Here is a 16,156-nt window from a genome sequence, read left to right as displayed (position 1 = left end):
CGCTGACCGTTCGGCAACCGGGCCCGCACCGGCATCGCGGCGTCGCTGTTCAGTGCCGCGGCCAGGCGAGCGCCGCCAGGTCGCCCTGCCGCAGCTTGCCCACCGGGTCGCGTGGCAGCGACCGAAGCATCACCACCGGGCGCGGCAGGAAGGCGGGCTCGACGCGTCCGCGCAGCGCCGCGACCACAGCCTGCGGTGTCAGCCCCGGTGCCACCACCAGCGCCGCCAGCCGGGCGCGCGGGTTGCGGTCGAGGTCCGGCGGCGCCAGGAACACCCCGTCGGCGACGCCCTCGATCCCGGTCAGGATGCTGGTCAGGCCGGAGAGCGAAGCCCGCTTGCCCGCCAGCTTCACCATGTCGGCCCGCCGACCGCCGAGGCGAAAGCGCCCGGCCTCCAGCGCCTCCAGCGTGTCGGCCAGCGGCACCGGGGCGGGCAGGCCAGGCACCGTCACGCTGGCGCCGTCCTCGGTGATGGTGAAGGCGGTGCCGTCATAGGGCAGCCAGGCATCGCCCTCGAGGGTGCGGCGGGAGGCGACGGAACCGGCCTCGGTCGCGCCGTAGATCTCGAGCACCGGTGCGCCCCAGGCCGCCTCGGCCTCGGCGGCGAGTCCCGCGGCCAGGGGTGCGGTAGCGGAGATCACCGCCCGCAGCGGCGGCAGCGCGACGCCGCTGCCGAGCAGCGCGCGCATCTGCAGTGGCGTCGTCACCAGCAGGCGTGGCGCCGGCATGGCGGCCAGCGCCTCCGCCATGTCGGAAGGGTAGAAGACCGGCCCGGCATGCCCGGCGCCGCCGCCCTGCAAGGGCAGCATCAGGGTCGTCTCGAAGCCGTACATGTGCTGCGCCGGCACGGTGCCGACGATGCCCGTGCAGGGCGTCACGGCGAACCGCGCGGCGGCGGCCCGGGCGCCGGCCACCAGCGCCCCCCAGGGCTTGGCATGCGGCCGCGGCTCCCCCGTGCTGCCGGAGGTGAAGGCGATGGCCGCGACGCGGTCGGCGCGGATGACAGGATTTGGCGCCGCCTCGCTTGGCGCGGCTTCGGGCCGCAGGACCGGCAGCGGCAACGCGACATCGGTATCGGCGAGCGCGTACCGCGCCCCGTGCAGTCGCGCGATATCGGCCAGCCGCTGCGGGGAGCGATCCGCCGAAAGCAGCGTGGCATGCCCGCGCGACAGCGCCGCCGCGAAGGCGACGAGCGCCAGGTAGCGGTCGGCGCAGAAATTCAGCACCGGCCCATCGGCCGGCAAGCGCGCGGCGAGGGCCGCGACCTCCGCCAGGAAGCGCGCCGCGGTCACCGGCATGGCGCCGCGGCGGAAGATCACCTCCCCCGGCGCGCGGGCGGTCAGGGGGAAGGTCGCGTCAGTGCGCATGGGGCACCACCTCCGCGCGCCAGACCGCCCGCAGGGTGCGGGATGGCCGCGCCCGGCCGAGTTCCGGGAAGAGCACGGCGCGGGCCAGATGCTCGCCCAGGAAAAAGGCCGCGGCGAGACCAAGGTTGAACACCGCGAAAGGCCCCGCCGCAGGACCGTGCCCGGCCAGCGTTGCCGCGTTCACCGCCGCGCACAGCAGGAAGAACCCCGCCCACAGCAGCGTCAGCCGCCGCGTATACCGTGCGAGCCCCGCCGATACCTCAGCGTGTTCGAAACGGGTGTATCGGGTGATCAGCGGATCCCGCCCAGGACGCAGCGTCGCGCCGAAATGCCAGGCGAGCGCCAGATTGCCGGCAAGCGGCAGGGCGGCGAGCACCGCCTCGGCCATCCCCGGATGCGCCACCCACAGGGCCGTTGCCCCGCCTGTGGCGACCGCCGCGCCGGCAATGCCCAAGGGACGCGCAGCGGGGGCGAGCATCGCCCCGATCAGCGCGGCAGCCAAGGCGGCACCGGCGGCATCCTGCCCCGCCATCCGCGCCGCGATCAGCAACCCGGAAAGCGGCAGCGAGATCCGCAGCCGCGGTGCCAGAGGGAACGACGGCATGGGCGTCAGCCCGTCCGGTTCTTCTCGATATGCGCAGCCAGGGCGCGTAGCGAGGCGAAGATGCGGTGGTTCCGCTCGTCGTCGGAACGAAGCTGGAAGCCGTATCGCTTGGAGACTGCGAGCGCGATCTCGAGCGCATCGATCGAATCGAGGCCCAGCCCCTCCCCGAACAGGGGCGCCTCCGGATCGATCTCCTCCGGCGCGGTCTCGAGGTGCAGCGCCTCGACGATAAGGCGCGCCACCTCCGCTTCCAAGGAGAAGGTCGTGGTCAAACTGGGACTCCCGCCGCGCGTCACAAACCGTTCCGGGGGAACCCACCGCAGGCCACCCTTCCCGGGGGGCCTTGACGAAAGGGCGCCGAACGGCGACCTCCGCCGCGATGTCGTCCGCCACCGGAATTGAACAGTATCAACGGGAAAGTGGCCTCACAAGGGCGGCACGCCGCGCCGCGCGCCGGTTTGCCGCCCTGCCCGGCCTGTTCACCTTCACGGTGGATGTCGAGGAGCACGGCTGCGGCTCACGTGCGCGCGCGCAGACCGGCCGGCTCCTGGACCTGCTGGCGGCGGCCGGGGCGCGCGGAACCTTCTTCGTCCTCGACGAGGTGGTGCGGACCGATCCGCGCCTGGTCGCGGCGATCGCGCGGCGGGGCCACGAGGTCGCCTCGCACGGGCACACCCACCGCCCCCTGGCGGCCGAAGGCGCGGCGCGGTTCCGTGCCGGCATGGAAGCGGCGCGGGACCGGCTTGCGGACATCGCCGGGGCGGCGCCGATCGGCTTCCGGGCGCCCTATTTCTCGCTGACGCCGGCGGCCACCTGGGCGCCGGAGATCCTGACGGAACTGGGCTTCGCCTATTCCTCATCCGTCCTGCCGGCCTGGAACCCGCTGGCCGGCTGGCCGGGAGCGCCGCGACGGCCCTTCCTGTGGCCCTCGGGCCTGCTCGAACTGCCGGTACCGGTGGCGCGCCTCGGTCCGGCGCGGCTGCCCTTCCTGGGGGGGATGTATCTCCGCTGGCTGCCGCCGTGGCGCCTCCGTGGGCTGTCGGCGCGCTGGGCGGCAGAGGAGGCGGGCGGCGCCCTGTGGTCCTACTGCCACCCCTACGACCTCGACAGGGGCGAGACCCTGGTGCACCGGGCCGATGCAGGCGCCCTCGGCAGCCTGATGCTGTGGCTCAACCGCGGGCCGACACTGCCGCGCCTCGAAGGCCTGCTGCACGGCCGGCGCTCCGAGCCCTTCGCCGCGCGGCTGGCGGAATTGCGCCAGGCCGCGCCAGCCTGGCCGGCGTGACGGCCGGCACATGTGCGGCGCCCTCCGGAGCGATCACCGCTCGCCGGTCATCCGGCGAAGCTGCCGGACAAGACGCGGGAGCGGGTTCCGCTCGCCTCGGCCCGCGGCAACCGCTCCAGCCCCGTGCCGTCGCGAACGTCTTGACCCGATCGGGCGATTCCACCGGTCAGAACACCAGCCCTCGTGGACCGTGGCCTGCCTGTCCGCTTCGTTCGCTGGATCTCCAGCGAACGAAGCGGACAGGGCATTAGCGACGACATAGGGAAGCCTCGGCCGCTGCCAGCCCGGCGGCCGTGTCGCCGCCGCTCAGCACGAAGTCGCGCAGCCCTTCCTCCCGCATCCGTTCGGCGACGCAGAGGCACAGGGTCGCGACGCGCCGCAACGGCCAGTCGGATCGCTCGCCGAGCACCTCCCGCAGGCCGGCGGTGCAACGCCAGCGGAACATCGCATCGCCGAGCGGCGTGTGCAGGCCGGAGGCGCCGGCCGCCGGCGGCGTGGCCGAGGAGGGCCGCACCAGGCGCTCGGCCGCCGAGGCAGGCGGGACCGGAGCGGGCGGGGCGGGCGGCGGCGCGGTAGCCAGCCACCAGCCGCCGAAACCAAGCGCCGCCAGCGCAACAAGCAGGAACAGGACGCGCAACACGGCGCACAGCATGGCGCGCAGCCGCGGCTCCGGCCAGCGCATATCGGGGTGTCCTTGCGGAAGTTCCGCACCGGGGTTCGGCGGTTCCCAGCCGGATCGAAGGGTTCCGCTCCGGCGGGATCGGCCCGTCCACGGCCGATTACAGGCGCGTGCGATCTGCTCTAAGCTATCTCCATGCGCAGCCTGAAGATCCTCTTCGTCGCCGCGGCGCTCCCGGCGCTGCCGGCCGCGCCGCCCATCGCCGTGGCACAGGCACAGCAGACCGAGACGCCTGCACCCCCGCCCTCCTCGCCCGCACCGCGGCCGCCGCGCTCCTGCGCACCGCCGCCGGCACCGCCGACCACCTGATGGCCGAAGCCATCTCCAGGCGCGGGACAGGCGGAGGCACGCTGCCGGCGAGGTGCGCAGCCCGTTGCGCCGCAGCCCTGGGCTTAGCCCTGCTGGGCTTTCCTGCGCTGGCCGAGGAGGTTCCCGGCCTCGGTCGCAACGACACGCGCCGCGCCGTCCCGCCCGGGCGCGCCCCCTGGCACGCCGTGGGCGAGGTCGAAACCTCGGGCAATCGCTGCACCGGCACGCTGGTCGGCGTTCGCAGCGTGGTGACCGCGGCGCATTGCCTGATCAACGACGATGCCACCGCGCTGGTGCCGGCGCGCGAGGTGGTCTTCCGCCTCGGCACCCGCACCGCGCGGGTGGTGTCGCTGCGCAGCGGCGCCGGCTTCGATCCGGGGCGGGAGGAACCCTGGCGTTCCGACTGGGCGGTGCTGACGCTGGATACGCCGCTCGGCGAGGGCCGCGCGCTGCGCCTGGCGCGCGAGGCGCCGCGGGAGGGCATCGCCCTCGCCCTGCCCGGCTGGCAGCACGACCGGCCCGGGGTGCTGCTCGCGGATATCGGTTGCCGGGTGATCGTGATGGCGACTTTCGGGGCGCAGGGCATGCTGGTCGGGCACAATTGCGCCGGCACGCTCGGCAGCAGCGGCGCGCCGCTGCTCGCGCGCGCCGATGATGGCGGCTTCGTGGTGGTGGGCGTGCAGGCCAAGGCCGCGCTGGGCCGGCCACTCGGCGTCGCGGTGCCGGCCTTCTCGATTCCCCTGCGGTAGCGGCGGCCCGCGCGGAGCACAGTGCGCCGCGCGGGATCAACGCGCCTTCGCCGCGAGCGCCATCAGCACGCGTTCCGGCGTTGCCGGCAGGTCGAGCCGCTCCACCCCCGTCGCGTCCTTCAACGCGTTCCACACCGCGGTCGCCAGCATCAGCGGCGGCTCGCCCACCGCCTTGGAGCGGAAGATGGTGTCCGCCCGCGCCGGCGCAGCAGAGAGAAGCCGCACCTTGAAGGCCGGCGGCACGTCGCGCGAGCCCGGGATCTTGTAGGTGGAAGGCCCGAGCGTGCGCTGGCGCCCCTGTTCGTCCCAATGCAGTTCCTCGCAGGTCAGCCAGCCGAGGCCCTGGACGAAGGCGCCCTCGATCTGGCCGCGGTCGACCGCCGGGTTCAGCGAGCGTCCGGCATCCTGCACCAGGTCGGCGCGCAGCACGCGATGCTCGCCCGTCAGCGTGTCCACCACCACCTCCACGACCGAGGCGCCGTAGGAGAAGTAGAAGAACGGTTCCCCGCGCATCGCCTGCGCATCCCAATGGATGTCGGGCGTGCGGTAGAAGCCGGTGGCGGACAGCGACACGCGCTCGATCCAGCAGCGATGCGCGAGTTCCCCGAACTCCATCGCGCGGTTGTCGCCGGGGCGGTCGACGAAGACGCGGTTGCCGGCGAAGACGATGGCCTCGACCGGCACCTCCCACAGCGCGGCGGCGACCCCGGCCATGCGGCCGCGAATGGTGCCCGCCGCGAGATGCGCAGCCCAGCCATTGAGGTCGCTGCCCGTGCTCGCGGCGGTCGGCGCGGTGTTCGGCACCTCCGCCGTGCTGGTCGCGGTGATGCGCACGCGATGCAGCGGCACGCCGAAGGTCTCCGCCACAACCTGCGCGACCTTGATGTTGAGCCCCTGCCCCATCTCCGTGCCGCCGTGGTTCAGGCGGATGGAGCCATCGGCATAGACATGCACCAGCGCGCCCGCCTGGTTGAGGTGGCGCACGCCGAAGGAGATGCCGAAGGCCAGCACGAAGGAACCGAGCCCACGCCGCAGATAAGGATGCGCCGCGTTGAAGGCCGCGATCTCCTGCCGCCGCGCCTCCCACCCCGCATCGGCGCGGCATTCCGCCCAGACGCGGCGGATCAGGTCGCCTTCCAGCGCCTGGCCGTAGGGCGTCTCGCCGCCATTCGGCGCGCCGGCGAAGTTGCGCTCGCGCACCTCCTCCGGCGTGTGCCCGGTCGCGCGGGCGACGCCGCGGATCACATCCTCCATCAGCAGCACGCCCTGCGGCCCGCCGAAGCCCCGGAAAGCGGTGTGGGAGACGGTGTTGGTGCGCAGCGCCAGCGCCGTGAGCTTCACCGCCGGCACGTCGTAGCAGTTCAGCGCGTGGGTGATGGCGCGGAACACCACGCCCGGCGTCAGGTCGAGGCTGTGCCCGCCATCGGCGGCGAGCGTCGCGTCCAGCGCCAGGATGCGCCCATCCGCGTCGAAGCCCGCGCGCCAGCGGAACAGGAAGGGGTGGCGCTTGCCCGTCGCCGCCATGTCCGCCTTGCGCGCGAGCCGCAGCTTCACCGGTCGCCCCGTGGCCTGCGCACCGAATGCGGCGGCGGCGGCGACCCAGGAGGCATTGCTCTCCTTCCCCCCGAAGCCGCCGCCCATCCGCCGGCACGTCACGGGAATGCGGTTGAAATCGCAACCCAGCACGCGTGCCGCGATGTGCTGCACCTCCGTCGGATGCTGGGTGGAGGAGGTGATGGCGATCTCGCCATCCTCCCCCGGCGTCGCGACGGCGATCTGGGATTCGAGGTAGAAATGCTCCTGCCCGCCCGAGCGGAAGCTTCCCTCGGCGCGCAGCGGCGCAGCATCCAGCGCATGCTCCGCATCGCCTCGCGCGATGACCTGCGGCGGCATCAGGTAGGCTTGGTGCGCGAGCGCTTCCTCGGCGTCGAGCAGCGCAGGCAGGGGCGCGATCGCCGGTTCCAGCGCGGCCGCGGCGCGCAGCGCGGCATCGCGCGTCTCCGCCAGCACCAGCGCGATGGGCTGGCCGTGATGCTCCACCGTGCGCTCGGCGAAGAGCGTCTCACCTCCCTTGCCGGAAGGCGAGACATCATTGGCGCCGGGAATGTCGGCCGCCGTCAGTACCGCCACCACGCCAGGCAGGGCGCGCGCAGTCGCCGTATCCAGTGCGGCGAGAAGACCATGCGCGACGGGGGACAGCACCAGCGCGCCGTGCAGCAGGCCGGGCGGTTCGGCCAGATCGTCGGCGAAGCGGGCGGCGCCGGTGGCGTGGGCCAGGGCGCTGTCGTGGGGGATGGGGGCGCCGATGGTCATGGAGAAAGGTCGGGGGAGGAGAACCTCCCCCGGTCCCCCTCCCTTCTTTGGCAATTGGGGACCGACGGCAGCGGACAGCACCAGGTATCAAAAGAAGGAGGGGGGATTCGGGGGGAGTTCACTCCCCCCGACCTTCCTTGCGCCCTCATGGCGCGACAAAGCCCGGCGCATGCGGCGCCGGCACCGCCGCCACCTCGCCCGGCAGCTCGGGCCGCCGCAGCGCCATCCGCCGCAGCAGGTTGCCCGCCGCAAGCCGGCGATACGCCGCGCTGCCGCGCAGGTCCGACAGCGGCGCGATCTCCGCCTCCAGCGCACGCGCCGCACGATCGGCAGCGGCAGCGTCGAAGCGCGCGCCCAGCAGCGCCGCCTCCGCCGCCGGGGCACGCGCGGCGCGCGGGCCGCAGCCGCCATGGGCGATGCGCGCCTGCTCCACCACGCCATCGCGCAGCGTCAGCAGCACCGAGAGGCCGACCGTCGCGATATCCTGATCGTGCCGTTTCGACAGTTTCTCGCAGGCGAGGATCGCGCCTGGTGCGGGACGCGGGATCGCAACACGCGCGATGATCTCGTCTGCCGCCAATGCATGCGTTCGGTAGCCGGTGATGAAATCCTCCACCAGCATCGTGCGTTCGCCGCGCGACGACACCAGCGCCACCGTCGCTCCCAGCGCGATCAGCGGCGGCAGTGCATCGCCGATCGGGCTGGCCGTGCCGAGATTGCCGCCCAGCGTCCCCAGCCCACGGATCTGCCGCGACCCCAGCCGCCGCAGCAGCGCGGCGAGGGGCGCGAAATCGGCATCCGCCGCGCAGGCATCGAGCAGCCGCGCATAGGGCGCCGCGGCGCCGGCGACGATGCCCGCCGCCGTCACCTCCAGCCGCCGCAGCCGGGGAATGTTCAGCAGGCAGATGACGGTCTCAGGCCGTTCCCGGTGCTCCGACACGCGCAGGCCGAGGTCGGTGCCGCCGGCCAGGAGCCAGGCGGCGGGATGCGCGGCGCGCAGGGCGACGGCTTCGTCCACGGTTTCCGGCAGGAAGAAGCGCTGGGCGCCGGCGGCGATCAGGCGCGGCGCATCATGCGCCAGCGGCGGCGGCGCGCTGTCGTCCTCCAGCGTCGCCATGGCATCGAGGATCGGCCGGTAGCCGGTGCAGCGGCACAGATTGCCGGCCAACGCCTCATGCGGGTCGCCGCCCTCCCGCGCCCAGGCCCAGGCGGACATCACGATGCCCGGCGTGCAGAAGCCGCATTGCGTGCCGTCATGTTCGGCGATGGCGCGCGGCACCGGATGCGGCTCGCCAGCTTCGCCGCGCAACCCCTCGACCGTGCGGATCGCGCGCCCCGCCGCCTGGCCAAGCAGCATCAGGCAGGCATTGATCGGCGTGCGGGTGCCCTCCGGGTTCTCCAGCACCACGGTACAGGCGCCGCAATCGCCCTCGGCGCAGCCCTCCTTGGTGCCGCGCAACGCACCGGGTCCGCGCAGCCAGTCGAGCAGCGTCACCGTCGGCGAGGTGCCCTCCGGCAGGGTGACGTCCTGCCCGTTGAGCGTGAAGCGGATCGGGGCGGCCATGAGGGCAGCCTAGCAAGCGGCGCGCCGGCAGCGGAACGGGCGTGACGGGGAGGGCGCTGCCCTTCCCGCCCCCCCTCCGGCCAAAGGCCGAAGGGCCTCTCGACACCATGAGTTGGCCTGCCGGAAAGAAGGGCGCCGTGTCGCACCGACCGCGCCGGTCATCCGGCGCCTTGCCTTCGGCCACCCATGCTAGCGGGTTCCAGGGGCCTTTCCGCCCCTGGTGGGGCGGAGGTCCGGAGGGGGGCGAAGCCCCTCTCCGCCGCCCGTCACTCCGCCGCGTTCGTCCGTTCCGCGCGCAGCGGCCCGAGGATCTCCGCGTCGTGTTCGCCTGTCCTGGGCAGATCGAGCCGCACCCCGAGCCGTTCCTCCCCGAACTGGATCGGCAGCGCGGGGACGGTGCAGGGCCGCCCATCCGGCAGGGTGATGGACAGCAGCCCGCCGCTTGCCTTGAGGTGGGGGTCCTCGAACAGGTCCCAGGGCCTTGCGATGCGGGAGAAGGGCAGGCCGGCCCGCTCGCACATCGTCTCGAGCGTCGCGACGTCGTGCTTCCTCAGCAACGACTGCACCAGCGGGATCAGCGTCTCGCGCCGCTTCGCACGATCCGTGTTGGTGGCGTAGTCAGGGTTGTCGAGAGCGGGCTCGTTGAGCTCGCGGCGGAAAATCTCCCACTGCCGCTCGGTGACGACGCCGATGAAGATCTGCTGGCCGTCCGCCGTGTCGAACACGTCGTAGACGCCCCAGGCGCGACGGCCGGCGGGCATCGGCGTCGGATCCTGGCCGGTCATCGCCTGCTGCAGCATGGCGGTGGAGACCAGGAAGGCCGCATTCTCGAACAGCCCCGACTGCAGGTGCTGTCCCCGCCCCGTCGCATCGCGCTGGCGCAGCGCGCCGAGGATGGCGATGGCGCCGAACATGCCGCCCATCATGTCGTTCACCGGCGCGCCGGCACGCAGCGGCCGCCCCGGCGGGCCGGTCATGTAGGCGAGGCCCGACTGCATCTGCACGACCTCGTCCAGCGCGGTGCGGTTCTCATAGGGGCCGGGCAGGTAGCCCTTGAGCGAGAGGTAGATCAGCCGCGGGTTGCGCGCCGACAGCGCCGCATAGCCGAGGCCCTTCGCCTCCAGCCCGCCCGGGCGGAAATTCTCGATGACGACATCGGCGGTGTCGACCAGCCGCTTCAGCGTTTCGAGATCCGCCGCGTCCTCGGTGTCGAGCTGCACCGATTTCTTGTTGCGGCTGAAGGCCGGGAAGAAGCCGGTGCCGGAGGAGGTGAGGTAGCGCGTCCGGTCGCCCTTGCCGGGCGGCTCCACCTTGACGACCTCGGCGCCGAGATCGGCCAGCACCAGCCCGCAGGTCGGCCCCATCACCATGTGGGAGAACTCGACGACGCGGATGCCCGCGAGGGGAAGCGGCGCGCCCTGCGCCTGGCTCGGCCGATCCGGCCCTCCGCGTCCCTCGGCGCCCCGGTCAACCGGCCCGCTCATGCCGCGCGCGCCTTCGCCCGGAAGGCGGTCAGCGAGCCGCCGCGCAGCAGCGCCGAAGGCAGCGTCCGCCCGAGGATCTTCTCGGCGAGGTGCCCCGCCGCGATCAGCGCGTCCACATCGACGCCGGTTGCGATGCCCATTTCCTCACACAACAGGACGAGTTCCTCCGTCGCGATGTTGCCCGGCGCGCCGGGATGTCCGGCGAAGGGGCAGCCACCGGCACCGCCCACCGCCGCGTCGTATTCCGCCACCCCCATGCGCAGCCCGGCCAGCGCATTGGCGATGCCGAGGCCGCGGGTGTCGTGCAGGTGCAGAGACACCGCCTGGCCCGGCCAGCGCGAGCGCACCTCGCCCACCACGCGTTCGACCAGCAGGGGATTGGCCCAGCCCATGGTGTCGGCCAGCGAGATGCGCTCGATGGCGCAGCCCGTCCCGGCCGCCAGCGCCATCGCGTCCGCCACGGCACCGACCGCCTGCGCGGGGGTGATCTCGCCCTGGAAGTTGCAGCCGAAGGCCGCCTGGACCGAGACGCGGTTCACCGCCACGCCGGCGGCGAGGTGTTCCGCCACATTCTCCCGCATCGCCGCGAGCTGCCCCGCCCGGTCGCGGTTCAGGTTGCGCAGCGAGAAGGCCTCCGACGCCGCGACGGTGATCGAGCCGTAGACCGACAGCCGGTCCTTGAAGGCCAGCGCGCGCTGCAGCCCCTGCGGATTGAACCACAGCGCCGTATAGGCAACCCCTGCGCGCGGCGTGAACCCCGCCACCACGGCATCCGCATCCGCCCACCCCGGCACACGCTTCGGGCTGACGAAGGACGCGACCTGGATGCGGGACACGCCCGTCGCCGACAAGGCATCGATCAGCGCGATCTTGTCCGCCGTCGGCACCGGCACGGTGGCGATCTGGAAGCCCTCGCGCGGGCCTTCCTCCGTGATGCGCACGCTGCGCGGCAGGTCGCTCATCGCCGTCTCCTAATCCTCAGAGCGGATCCCGATCAGCTGGAATCACCTGATCGGGTAAAGATGCTCGCGAAAACCAAGTGGCCGAGAGGTCGCCGCGGGCACAGTCGAGCGGAAACCGCTCCAGTTCCTTTCTATCCCGCGCCGGACCGGCGGAACACCACCACCAGGTTGTTCGCCGGCATCTCCGTGACCTCCGTCGCGCCGAAGCCCGACGCCACGGCCAGCGCCGCGACCTCCTCCAGGTCCCGCACGCCCCAGGCCGGGTTGCGCGCGCGCAGGTCGGCATCGAAGGCCGCGTTGGACGGCGCGGTGTGGCGCCCGCCGCGCCTGTAGGGACCGTAGAGCACCAGCGGCGCGCCGGCCGGGAGGATCGCCGCCGCGCCGCGCATCAGCCCTTCGCAGGCCGACCAGGGCGCGATGTGGATCATGTTGATGCAGAGCACCGCATCAGCCGCGGCGATCGGCCATTCGGCCGCGGCGGCATCGAGCGCAAGCGCCGGGCGCAGATTCGTCACGCCCGACGCCCAGGCATCGATGCTGGCGCGCGCAGCGGCGTCGGGGTCGCTCGGCTGGAACATCAGGGATGGAAAGGCGGCGGCGAAATGGACGGCGTGCTCGCCGCTGCCGCTCGCGATCTCGAGCACCAGGCCACGGGCAGGCAGGCAGCCGCGCAGGACCGCCAGGATCGGGTCGCGGTTGCGGGCGGCGGCGGGGGCAAAGCGGCGCGGGTCGGTCATGGCGCAAGGTCGGGGGAGGGTGAACCTCCCCCGAACCCCCTCCCTTCTTTGGGACTCCGCCCTTGCAGCATCACGGCACCAGCCTTTCGGAGGCGAGGGCGGCATAGACGTCGCCGCTGTTGGCCGAATGCGGCAGGGCGGTGAGCCAGGAGGCCATCGCCCGCACATCGACCGGCACGGCATGCGCGAACACCATGCTCTCGCCGAGACACGCGTTGAAGGCGCGGTAGCCGAGGCCAGACAGCAAGCCGAGGCACTCCAGGGCGACATCGCGCTGGATGGTGGTGAACTCGAAGGACAGAGCACGCGGGGGGCGCGTCAGGCCGCGCAGCACGGTCGCCTCGAAGCCCTCGACGTCGATCTTCACGAAGGCCGGCAGCCCATGACGCATGGCAAGGGCATCGAGCGTCGTCACCGGCCGCGTGATCTCGGCGTCCCAGTGTTGGCCCTCCCAGCCCGCGGCGCCGTCGGCGGCGGCGATGAAGGCCGCGCTCGCGGTCGCGACGGTCGGGTTGGCGGTGTTGAGGCGCAGCACAGCCTCGCCGGCCTCGGCGCCGACCAGCGCCGGCACCAGGGTGACGCCGGTATCGCCGCGGAAGATCAGCCGCAACGCGCGCGCCAGCAGCGGCTGTGGTTCCACCGCCACCACCCTCGCGCCCAGCCGACGGAAGGATGCCGTGCGGTCGCCGACATGCGCGCCGATATCGAAGGCGAGGTCGCCCGGCCCGACGAAACCTGCGTGGAAGCGATCGAGCAGCGCCGCGCGGCCCGGCGCATAGTAGGTGCGCAACGAAACGCCGACGGCCCTCGCGAAAGTGGTCATTCGGTCAGGTCACGGGAGGGTGAACCTCCCCTGAACCGGGACGCCAACGGCCGTGCTGCGCAACGCCGCCGGGCACCCCAAGTCCCGCGTTCGTTGTCACCGGGAAACCGACTTCGACGGTCAGCCCCCGGATGCCAAAGAAGGTTGAGGGGGGCTCGGGGGGAGAAGTTCGCTTCTCCCCCCGTCCTTCTTCCCAATCTCACGCGAACACCACAGCCGCCCCGGCCGCATGGGCCGGCGGAACCATGACCCCGGCCGGCGCCTGCACCGTGGGGATCCCGTCCAGCACGCGCCGCGCCGCCGCTCCGCCGTCCTCCGTCCGCACCAGGATCCCGGCCATGAACGGCAGGGCAGGCGCGGCGACGCCCGGCAGCACCTCGCCCAGGGCCTGTTCCGTCAGCACGCGAACGCGGGTTTCCATCACCGGCGCGAAGGGTCCGGCCGCGCCCGCCGCGCCCGGCAGGCGCAGCAGGAAGCCGCCGGCGGGGTCGGGTTCGACCGGCAGGCCGGACAGTCGCGACAGGCGCGCAGCCGTGTCCGCCGGTTCGGCGGCGCAGAGGATCGCCTCCTCCAGCGCCACGGCCTTGTTGGCGTGGTCCATCCACCTCTCCTGCCACACCAGTTCCGGCGTCAGGTGGCGGATGAGCTGCACGCGGCCCTCGGGCGGGTCCGGGAAGGGCAGGCGGGCGAACTTCGCGATCGGCCCGCCCGCTTCGACCGGCCGCTCCAGCCAGGCGATGCCCGGGATGTCGATGCCGGCTGCGCGCATGCGCGCGAGGTTCGCCTCCGGGTCCTCCATCGCCAGCGCCAGGATGTGCATGCCGGGATAGCGCGCGAGGAAGGCGTTGAGCGTGTTGTCGTAGAGCGCCGGGTCGAGGATTGCGATCAGCTCGATGTAGCCGTGCTTCAGGAAGGCGCAGCGGTTGCCGGAGCCGAACTTCTCCACCGGCAGGTCCGGCCGGCGCCGGCCCGATTGCTGGGCGACGGGGGAGAGCGAGAAGCCGAGCCGTTCATAGGCCGCGGCCATCGGCGCCAGGTCGCGCGCCGCGACACCGACATGATCCAGCGCGACGGCCGTGCTCATGCCGGGTTCTCGTACTTGTCGAGCAGCCAGGCGGCAGGCTCGGCGGCCGCCTCCACGTACCAGCGCTCCATCAGCGGGTGCGCGCGCACCGCGGCGACATAGGCGCGGGAGGTCGGCGTCAGCTCGGGCTGCCAGGTCAGGAAGCGGGTGACCACCGGGGCGTACATCACGTCCGCCAGGCCGAAGCGCGGGCCGAACAGGAAGGGTCCGCCCTGGGCGCGCAGCGCCTCGGCCCAGATTGCCTCGATGCGCGCGATGTCGGCCAGCGCATCGGGCGTGCGGCCGCGGCCGGGGAAGGTGCGGCCGAGGTTCATCGGCATCGCCATGCGCAGGCCGCGGAAGCCGGCATGCATCTCCGATGCGATGGCCCGCGCGTGGGCCCGAGCGGGACGGTCGGCGGGCCAGAGCAGCGGGGCGATCTCGGCGCAATATTCGGCGATCGCGAGGCTCTCCCAGATGCGCGCCCCGTCATGCTCCAGATAGGGCACGAGTCCGTTGGGGGAGACCGCCTTGACCGCCTCCGTCGAGCCGCCGGCGAGCGGGATGACCGCCTCCTCGACGTCCAGATGCGCGAGCCGCACGGCCAGCCAGCCGCGCAGGGACCAGGAGGAATACCGCTTGGTGCCTATGACGAGCCGGCCCTTGGACATGCGCGCGCCCTCCTTCCGGCGCGGGCGGACCATGCCACGGCGGGCGGCGCCGGCGAAGGGTGCCCCCCCCGCAGGCGCGACCGTCCCCGGAAAACCGGCGGATATCCGCCATCCGGCCACGGATCCGGCCGCCCGGCGGGCAGGGTGCTTGCCCCACGGCGCCGCCGGGTGTTCCTTGCAGCCCTGCCGAGCCTGGAGATCTCCCCGATGAACGAGTTGAGCGTGCCGCGTCCGAACTCCCTGGACGCGTACTGGATGCCCTTTTCCGACAACAAGTACTTCAAGGGCGACACCGCGCGCATGCTCGCCCGGGCCGAGGGCATGTCCTACTACACGCCCGAGGGGAAGGAGATCCTGGACGGCACCGCCGGGCTGTGGTGCTGCAACGCCGGCCATGGCCGGCGGGAGATCAAGGAGGCGATCCAGAAGCAGGCCGCCATCCTCGACTACGCGCCGACCTTCCAGCTCGGCCATCCGATCGCCTTCGAGGCTGCGTCCCGCATCGCCGAGATGACGCCCGAGGGCATGGACCGCGTCTTCTTCACCAATTCCGGCAGCGAGAGCGCCGACACCGCGCTGAAGATCGCGCTGGCCTATCACCGCGCGCGCGGCGACAGCGGCCGGGTGCGCATGATCGGGCGGGAACGCGGCTATCACGGTGTCGGCTTCGGCGGCATGTCGGTCGGCGGCATCGGCGGCAACCGCAAGCAGTTCGGGGCCCTGCTGCCCTATGTGGACCACCTGCCCTCCACCCATCTGCCCGAGAAGAACGCCTTCAGCCGCGGCCTGCCGGTGCATGGCGCGGAACTGGCCGACACGCTGGAGAACCTCGTCGCGCTGCATGGCGCGGAGACCATCGCGGCGGTGATGGTGGAGCCCGTGGCGGGGTCCACCGGCGTGCTGGCGCCGCCGGTCGGCTACCTGAAGCGCCTGCGCGAGATCTGCGACAAGCACGGCATCCTGCTGATCTTCGACGAGGTGATCACCGGCTTCGGCCGCCTCGGTACCAATTTCGGCGCCGAGCGGCTGGGTGTCACGCCCGACATCATGACGATGGCCAAGGGCCTGACCAACGCCGCCGTGCCGATGGGCGCGGTCGCGGTGAAGAACGCGGTCTATGACGCGGTGGTGAACGGCGTCGCCGGGGGGATCGAGTTCTTCCACGGCTACACCTATTCCGGCCATCCGCTCGCCGCCGCGGCCGCCATCGCCACGCTCGAACTCCACAAGACCGAGGACCTGCCCGGCCGCGCCCGCGCCATCGAGCCGTATTGGGAAGACGCGATGCACAGCCTGAAGGCCGCGCCGAACGTCATCGACATCCGCAACTTCGGACTGATCGGCGGCATCGAGCTGGCCTCCCGCCCCGGCAAGCCCGGCGCCCGCGCGATGGACGTGTTCCGCCGCTGCTTCGACAATGGCGTGCTGGTGCGCGTGACCGGCGACATCGTCGCCCTCTCGCCGCCCCTGATCGTCGAGAACAGCCATGTCGACCGGATCGTCGGCACGCTGGACGAGGCGATCCGCGCCGAGGCGGCCTGAGCACG

At 72.7% G+C, this 16,156-nt stretch carries 16 protein-coding genes; 4 read left to right on the top strand and 12 right to left on the bottom strand.

Going from position 1 to position 16,156, the window contains the following annotated elements; translation table 11 throughout:
- Window positions 1-49 precede the first annotated feature (49 nt).
- From GXW74_RS19705 to GXW74_RS19695, 3 genes are read right to left on the bottom strand one after another with little or no spacing between them, the layout of a single operon-like run.
- Window positions 50-1,366, bottom strand: a complete 1,317-nt coding sequence (locus tag GXW74_RS19705) for an AMP-binding protein (protein ID WP_211848257.1) — start codon at window positions 1,364-1,366, stop codon at window positions 50-52.
- Window positions 1,356-1,970, bottom strand: coding sequence for a COG4648 family protein (locus tag GXW74_RS19700; RefSeq protein WP_211848256.1), 615 nt, complete (start codon window positions 1,968-1,970; stop codon window positions 1,356-1,358). The genes GXW74_RS19705 and GXW74_RS19700 overlap by 11 nt, the downstream gene beginning before the upstream one ends.
- A gap of 5 nt (window positions 1,971-1,975) precedes the next feature.
- On the bottom strand, window positions 1,976-2,266 hold the full coding sequence (locus GXW74_RS19695) for a phosphopantetheine-binding protein (protein ID WP_211848255.1): 291 nt from the start codon (window positions 2,264-2,266) through the stop codon (window positions 1,976-1,978).
- A gap of 83 nt (window positions 2,267-2,349) precedes the next feature.
- Here GXW74_RS19695 and GXW74_RS19690 point away from each other — a divergent pair, with 83 nt between their 5' ends.
- The gene (locus tag GXW74_RS19690) at window positions 2,350-3,255 is read left to right on the top strand and encodes a DUF3473 domain-containing protein (RefSeq protein WP_211848254.1); all 906 of its coding nucleotides are present in this window, start codon (window positions 2,350-2,352) and stop codon (window positions 3,253-3,255) included.
- A 247-nt stretch (window positions 3,256-3,502) separates the two neighbouring features.
- Here the strand turns inward: GXW74_RS19690 and GXW74_RS19685 are convergent, their stop codons facing one another.
- Window positions 3,503-3,937: a hypothetical protein gene (locus tag GXW74_RS19685; protein WP_211848253.1), complete on the bottom strand. Its 435-nt coding sequence runs from the start codon at window positions 3,935-3,937 to the stop codon at window positions 3,503-3,505.
- 132 nt (window positions 3,938-4,069) lie between these two features.
- Here GXW74_RS19685 and GXW74_RS19680 point away from each other — a divergent pair, with 132 nt between their 5' ends.
- Together GXW74_RS19680 and GXW74_RS19675 are read left to right on the top strand one after the other, a co-directional pair.
- A complete protein-coding gene (locus GXW74_RS19680) occupies window positions 4,070-4,243 on the top strand; it encodes a hypothetical protein (RefSeq protein ID WP_211848252.1) in 174 nt (57 codons plus the stop codon).
- Window positions 4,243-4,992, top strand: a complete 750-nt coding sequence (locus GXW74_RS19675; protein ID WP_246523711.1) for a trypsin-like serine peptidase — start codon at window positions 4,243-4,245, stop codon at window positions 4,990-4,992. The genes GXW74_RS19680 and GXW74_RS19675 overlap by 1 nt, the downstream gene beginning before the upstream one ends.
- A 36-nt stretch (window positions 4,993-5,028) precedes the next feature.
- On the opposite strand, the gene xdhB is transcribed toward GXW74_RS19675, so the two are convergent.
- The 8 genes from xdhB to GXW74_RS19635 form a co-directional block, all read right to left on the bottom strand.
- The gene (gene xdhB / locus GXW74_RS19670) at window positions 5,029-7,305 is read right to left on the bottom strand and encodes a xanthine dehydrogenase molybdopterin binding subunit (protein WP_211848250.1); all 2,277 of its coding nucleotides are present in this window, start codon (window positions 7,303-7,305) and stop codon (window positions 5,029-5,031) included.
- A gap of 145 nt (window positions 7,306-7,450) precedes the next feature.
- Entirely contained in the window at window positions 7,451-8,869 is a 1,419-nt protein-coding gene (locus GXW74_RS19665; protein ID WP_211848249.1) for an FAD binding domain-containing protein, read from the bottom strand.
- Between the two features lie 266 nt (window positions 8,870-9,135).
- The gene (locus tag GXW74_RS19660; protein ID WP_211848248.1) at window positions 9,136-10,353 is read right to left on the bottom strand and encodes a CaiB/BaiF CoA transferase family protein; all 1,218 of its coding nucleotides are present in this window, start codon (window positions 10,351-10,353) and stop codon (window positions 9,136-9,138) included.
- Entirely contained in the window at window positions 10,350-11,315 is a 966-nt protein-coding gene (locus GXW74_RS19655) for a hydroxymethylglutaryl-CoA lyase (RefSeq protein ID WP_211848247.1), read from the bottom strand. Before GXW74_RS19655 ends, GXW74_RS19660 begins: the two co-directional genes overlap by 4 nt.
- 131 nt (window positions 11,316-11,446) lie before the next feature.
- Window positions 11,447-12,052: a DUF938 domain-containing protein gene (locus tag GXW74_RS19650; RefSeq protein ID WP_211848246.1), complete on the bottom strand. Its 606-nt coding sequence runs from the start codon at window positions 12,050-12,052 to the stop codon at window positions 11,447-11,449.
- A 70-nt stretch (window positions 12,053-12,122) separates the two neighbouring features.
- Entirely contained in the window at window positions 12,123-12,875 is a 753-nt protein-coding gene (locus GXW74_RS19645; RefSeq protein ID WP_211848245.1) for an FkbM family methyltransferase, read from the bottom strand.
- A gap of 199 nt (window positions 12,876-13,074) precedes the next feature.
- Window positions 13,075-13,959: a VOC family protein gene (locus GXW74_RS19640; RefSeq protein ID WP_211848244.1), complete on the bottom strand. Its 885-nt coding sequence runs from the start codon at window positions 13,957-13,959 to the stop codon at window positions 13,075-13,077.
- On the bottom strand, window positions 13,956-14,609 hold the full coding sequence (locus GXW74_RS19635; RefSeq protein WP_211848243.1) for a glutathione S-transferase family protein: 654 nt from the start codon (window positions 14,607-14,609) through the stop codon (window positions 13,956-13,958). Before GXW74_RS19635 ends, GXW74_RS19640 begins: the two co-directional genes overlap by 4 nt.
- A 207-nt stretch (window positions 14,610-14,816) precedes the next feature.
- Between GXW74_RS19635 and GXW74_RS19630 the strand changes: the two genes are divergently transcribed.
- Window positions 14,817-16,151 (top strand): aspartate aminotransferase family protein, encoded by a 1,335-nt coding sequence (locus tag GXW74_RS19630; RefSeq protein ID WP_211848242.1) that lies wholly within the window; start codon window positions 14,817-14,819, stop codon window positions 16,149-16,151.
- Window positions 16,152-16,156 lie beyond the last annotated feature (5 nt).

The organism is Neoroseomonas eburnea (genome assembly GCF_018129005.1).
GTDB classification, from domain to species: domain Bacteria; phylum Pseudomonadota; class Alphaproteobacteria; order Acetobacterales; family Acetobacteraceae; genus Neoroseomonas; species Neoroseomonas eburnea.
Note: the sequence above shows the minus strand (reverse complement) of the source record. Positions and strands in the feature narration are given on the sequence as shown.